This window comes from Flavobacterium circumlabens, from assembly GCF_004345565.1.
Lineage (GTDB): Bacteria > Bacteroidota > Bacteroidia > Flavobacteriales > Flavobacteriaceae > Flavobacterium > Flavobacterium circumlabens.
The window spans coordinates 1-5,600 of sequence record NZ_SLWA01000026.1 but is presented as its reverse complement, the minus strand read 5'-3'; the positions used below and the strand labels follow the sequence as shown (position 1 = coordinate 5,600).

At 38.2% G+C, this 5,600-nt stretch carries 2 protein-coding genes; both read right to left on the bottom strand.

All coding sequences use genetic code 11. The annotated features are described in order from the left end of the window. Positions 1–5,346: non-ribosomal peptide synthetase (locus EV142_RS23875; RefSeq protein WP_132038356.1), on the bottom strand; the 5,346-nt coding region annotated here is incomplete at its 3' end. Next, the coding region (locus EV142_RS23870) for a phosphopantetheine-binding protein (protein ID WP_132038355.1) at positions 5,343–5,600 on the bottom strand (258 nt) is incomplete at its 5' end. The genes EV142_RS23870 and EV142_RS23875, both read right to left, overlap by 4 nt.

Here is a 5,600-nt window from a genome sequence, read left to right as displayed (position 1 = left end):
AAAAGTGACTGAAGCAATCTGGCTTACACGGCTTTCAGTATCAAACCCAAAAGTGTTTTTGTGCCAGTTGATATAGTGTGCAATACTTTCCTGATTCCCCACAATCGCTTTCGATTTTCCGGTGGTACCGGAGCTGTAGAAAATATAACTGCTGTTATTTATTGGATAATCAACTGCAACATTTTCTTCACTGTAATTTTCTAAACTGTAATCGGACAATAAATATTCACCTGAGGAACTTGCTTTGTAAACGGCTAAGCCTATACTCAATTCTGATGCTTTAAATACCAAAACATGCGTGAATTCATGATCAATATCCTGACTTTGAAATACAGTCCACGAAGCTTCATCGGTAATTAAAACTTTCATCGCTGTTTCTGAAACAGCCTGCTGCATTCGGGTCAATGAAAAACTATTCGATAGCGGCACATAGGTAATTCCAGTCTTCAAACAAGCCAATAAACTTCCGATTAATTCTTTTCCACCTGGCAATAATACACCCACTGCATTATTAGATGACAAACCTGTCTCCAATAACAAACCACTTAACTGGTTGGCAAAGGAGTTTAAAGCGGCATAACCTGTATGTCCATTATCTTCCACAATTGCGGTATGATCCGGATAAGCAGATACAATTTCCTCGAAGCTTTTGTGAATGTATTTTGAGGCTGTTTTTTGTACCGGCTTTTCAAACCATTTTGAAGTTTCTGATTCTGTCTCTTCTAAGTATTCTATTTCGTTTAATACCTGATTTGGCGCATCGAGAATTGCTGTCAGTAAATTTCCCATATGAGTGGCCATACGTACCATACGTGCCTCATCATATAAGTCTGTATTGTATTCAATACTGCCTTCTATACAATCTTCGCGTTCTATAAATTCAAATCGAAGATCACTTTTACTTGTTTTTAAATCAAAATCTTTTGCATCAATTTCAATCCCTTCCATCTTCAACGATTTCATGAACTGTAAATCTACATTCTGTAAAATAACCACTACGTCAAATAAGGGAGCGCGATTTTTTTCTAGAGAACGGTCTAAATCTTCGACCAAAACATCAAACGGATAGCTTTGGTGATTGAAACCCGAAATGCTAATTTCTTTTACTTTCGATAATAAGTCTTTAAAATTATCTTCCCCGCTAAATTCAGCGCGTAAAGCCAAAGTATTCAGGTATAATCCGATTTGGTTTTCTAAATCGGCATGATTTCTTCCGGCAACCGGTGTTCCTAAAGTGATATCCGATTGTCCGGTGTAACGGTATAATAAGGTATACACCAATGCACTAACACCCATGAATAAGGTACTTCCTGATGCCGAACAGATTGCTTTTAATCCTTCGCTTGCTGCTGTAGAAAAGGAGAAATTATACTGAGATCCGTTATTGCTCATTATGGCCGGACGCGGACGGTCAGAAGCCAGCTCTATTCCCGGTGCGTCTGATAAATGGTTTTTCCAGTAGTTACGTGATAATTCAAATTCGGCACTGCCTGAAGTAGAAGATTGCCAGGCGGCATAATCTTTATATTGAACAGACAATGGTGTTACTGAAACCGCTTCGCTTCGTACTAATGCGTTGTAATAGTTTATTAGATCACGAACCAGAATCTGCATTGACCATTCATCGGAAATGATATGATGTATGGCGAAAAATAATTCCTGATCGTTGGCATTATTTTCTAAAACGGTGGCTTTGAAAAGCGGTCCTTTGCTTAAATCAAAGACATGATTCGTAAATTCAGCAATTACCGACTGACTGTCTTTTGCTGCTCTGTATTCAATAGAAAAATTATATTCTTCCAGTGATACAATCTTCTGGCGAGGCTCTGCTCCTTTTGAAACAAAAACCGTTCTTAAGCTTTCATGACGGCTGATCAACGCGTTAAAAGATTCTTCTAATGCCTTACAATTTAATATTCCTTTTAAATGATAGCTTGTAATTATATTGAATGTCGTTGCTTCCGGTTGTCTTTGCACCTGCAACCAGGTTCTTCGCTGTGCTCTTGATAATTCATACTCCTCCTGTACCGCTGCTTTTGGTATAAAAACTGCTTCTTTTGATGCTATTCCCTTAATTTGTCTGGCCAGGTTTTTTAATACCGGGTTTCTGAAAACAGACTCTATGTTTATTTGTAAGGAAGCCTCATTTCTTAATCTTGTGATGAACTGAATTGCTTTAAGAGAATTCCCTCCTAATTCAAAGAAATTGTCTTCCCTTCCTACTTGTGTTGTTAATAATAATTCGGACCAGATTTCTGCTATCAATTGTTCCGCTTCCGTTTCCGGTGCGCTGTAGGTTTTGGCAGATAATTCTTTTGGAAATGGCAAGGCTGATTTGTCAATCTTACCGCTGGAAGTTAGTGGAAACATCTCTAATTGTACAATGTGAGCAGGTACCATATAAGCCGGCAGTTTGCTTTGAAGTACTGTTTTTAAATGCTCTCTGTCCAGTTTTTCCTTTCCTGTCACATAGGCTAAAAGAAAATCACCTTTTACAATTACAACCGCCTGGTTTACTTGTGCATCCAGTAATAACAACGTTTCTATTTCTCCTAACTCAATACGATATCCTCTAAGTTTAACCTGATTGTCGCTTCTTCCGAGGTAGACCAGATTCCCATTGAAATCCCACTGGCATAAATCACCTGTGTCATAAATGACTTCGTCATTATTAAGAGGATTTTTTATAAACTTTTTCGTTGTTAATTCAGCATCCGTATAGCCTTTTGCAACTCCTGCACCGCCAATAAACAGGTTTCCTATAATTCCCTGAGGCACTACTTGTCCCTGTTTGTCCAATAGGAAAATGGTGGTATTGCAGATTGGTTTTCCTATTGAATATAAATCTTTCACCTCTTTAATCTGCTGAAATGCAGACCAGATCGTGGTTTCCGTCGGTCCATACATATTGTAAAGTGCTCCCGGAATTTCTAATAAACGCGTTCCTAATGAAACCGGTAAAAATTCTCCGGTGCTTATTTTCTTTAAGGGAGTCGAGATTTTCCAACCCGCTTCCAAAAGTACATTCCAGACACTTGGAGTCGCCTGCATAATGGTAATCTCATTTTCCTCAAGCATTGCAGATAGCAATAACGGATCTGTAATTACATGATTTGTGGCGATGATAAGCGAACCTCCCGTACACAAAGGCATGAAAAAATCAAATACAGAAATATCAAACGTAAAAGTTGCCGTTGCCAGTACTTTATCCCTGTTTGAAAAATCAAATACAGGGGTAACCGATTGTAGTAAGTTCACCACGGAACTATGTCTGATCATCACTCCTTTTGGTCTTCCTGTGGAACCTGAAGTATAAATGATATACGCCAGATCTTCTCCGTTTATCGCTATATTTAATCGGGTGTCAGGATAATTCCCTAATTCTTCCTGCAGTTCTGTACTATTTTTGGTGATGACTGCATAGTCCGAAACCTCGGTATCTGTCAGTAAAAATGATACATTTCCATCTGCCAGCATGTATGCGACACGATCTGCGGGATTGTTACGGTCAATTGGCAAATAGGCACCGCCAGCTTTTAATATTCCTAAAATACTGATCAGCAAAAACTCACTTCTGTCCTGCATGACACCAACAATACTTCCTTTACCAATATGGTGTTGGGTTTGTAAATAGTGTGCTAATTGATTTGAACGCGCTTCTAATGCTGCATAACTAAGCGAATTGTTTTCATATTTTACAGCTAAGGCGTTTCCTTGTTGGTCTGCCTGTGCTTCAAAAAGTGAAATCAAAGTGGTATCCGAAGATTGTGCTACTTTCTTTCCCTGATAGTCTTCCAGTAGTGTTTTTCGTTCTTCTGTTTTCAGGAGAAGTAATTGATCTAACGGAGTGGTAGCGTCTGCAATAACACTGTCCAATAGTTTTCCTAAATGAACTGCTAATCGTGTCATGCGATCCTTACTATAGATATCGGTATTGTACTCCAGATGAATGGCGATTTCTCCCGAAGCACCTTCTTTAAACCAAAACGTAAGATCGTATTTACTTACTTTTTTTTCTAAAGGCACTTCTTCAATCGATACCCCTTCAAATTTGGTTGAGTTGTCTTTTCCTTCATCTTCCACCACAACCATCACATCAAATAAGGGTGCTCTTGACGGATCTCTTTGCACGGTTAATTCGTCGACTAATAAATCGAAAGGATAAGACTGATGCTGATAACCTTCCAGGATATTGGTTTTAACATCCTGCAATAATGCCGTAAAACCTGAAGCACCATCAATATTTTGTCTTAAAGCCAGCGTATTGATATAAAAACCAATCTGATGTTCTAAGTCTGCCTGTTTACGTCCCGATACCGGCGCTCCTACAATAATATCATCATTACCGCTATAGCGGTACAATAATGTATAGACCAGAGACATGGCTCCCATGAATAAGGTTGTACCATTTTTTTCCAGCAGTTCGTAAAATTTTTGGCTGTTTTCTTTTGAAATTTGTACGGCAACTTCGTTACCGTTATACGTTTGCAGTGCAGGACGAATGTGATCCGAAACCAGTTCTAAGACCGGCAGTGATCCGTCCAGCTTCTTTAGCCAGTATTGTTGGCTTGCAGTTTCATTTTTTATGTTTTCTAATTCCCAGCTGGCGTAATCCTTGAACTGTATTCTTAAAGGTTCCAGAACTGCTTTTTTATCATTTTTTAATCCGCTGTAAATTGCCATTACATCTTTGACCAAAATATTCATCGACCATTCATCAGAAATGATGTGGTGAATGCATAAGGATAGAAAATACTGTTCCTCTGCCACTTTTATAATCGCCACTTTTAATAACGGATCCTGGTATAAATCAAATTTGGTTTCCGCAATTGCTGTTGCTTTATTTTGTGCGAGGTGATTTGAATTTTCACTATGAGAATAATCTAAGCTTTCAAAAGAAATTCCTTCTGCTGCATTTTCTAATATGTGCTGATACGGCTGGCCATTTTTATCTACAAAACGTGTTCTCAGGATTTCATGTCTCGCAACTAAAATTTCGAACGCCTGTGCGAATAATTTTTCATCAATGGTACCATTCAGTCGATATTGCATCGCCATATTAAAGACGGTTGCCACCTGATCAAACTGATCTAAAACCCAAAGTCTGTTTTGAGAAAAGGATAATGGATAATATTCTTTTTTTGCTGCTACCGGAATTTCAGATACATTTTCTTCAGTTCCTGTCTGTTGCAATAAGGCAATAATTTCCTCTTTGGATTGTTTTAAACGTTCCACAAGATCAGCTGTCAGTACTCCTTCAGGAGCCTGTACTTCTAACTTTCCATTTTTGAGATTTAATTGAACCTCTTTAGATTTTAGTTCTTCTAAAAATGTATATACATTCATAATGTTATTGTATCTTTTTTAATGATAATAGCTCCTGGCGTTTCTGATTTTTTTGCCCATTGAATAATGGAAATTTTGGAAGCGACATCTTCCAATACCGGCGCAATGAAAAGTTCTTTTAATTCCAGTTTAACCCCGAATTCTTTTTTGATTCTCGACACAATCTGAATTCCTTTCAAGGAATGGCCACCGAGTTCGAAAAAGTTGTCTTTGATTCCGATTTGTTCTTTTCCGATTACTTCTTCCCAAATCGA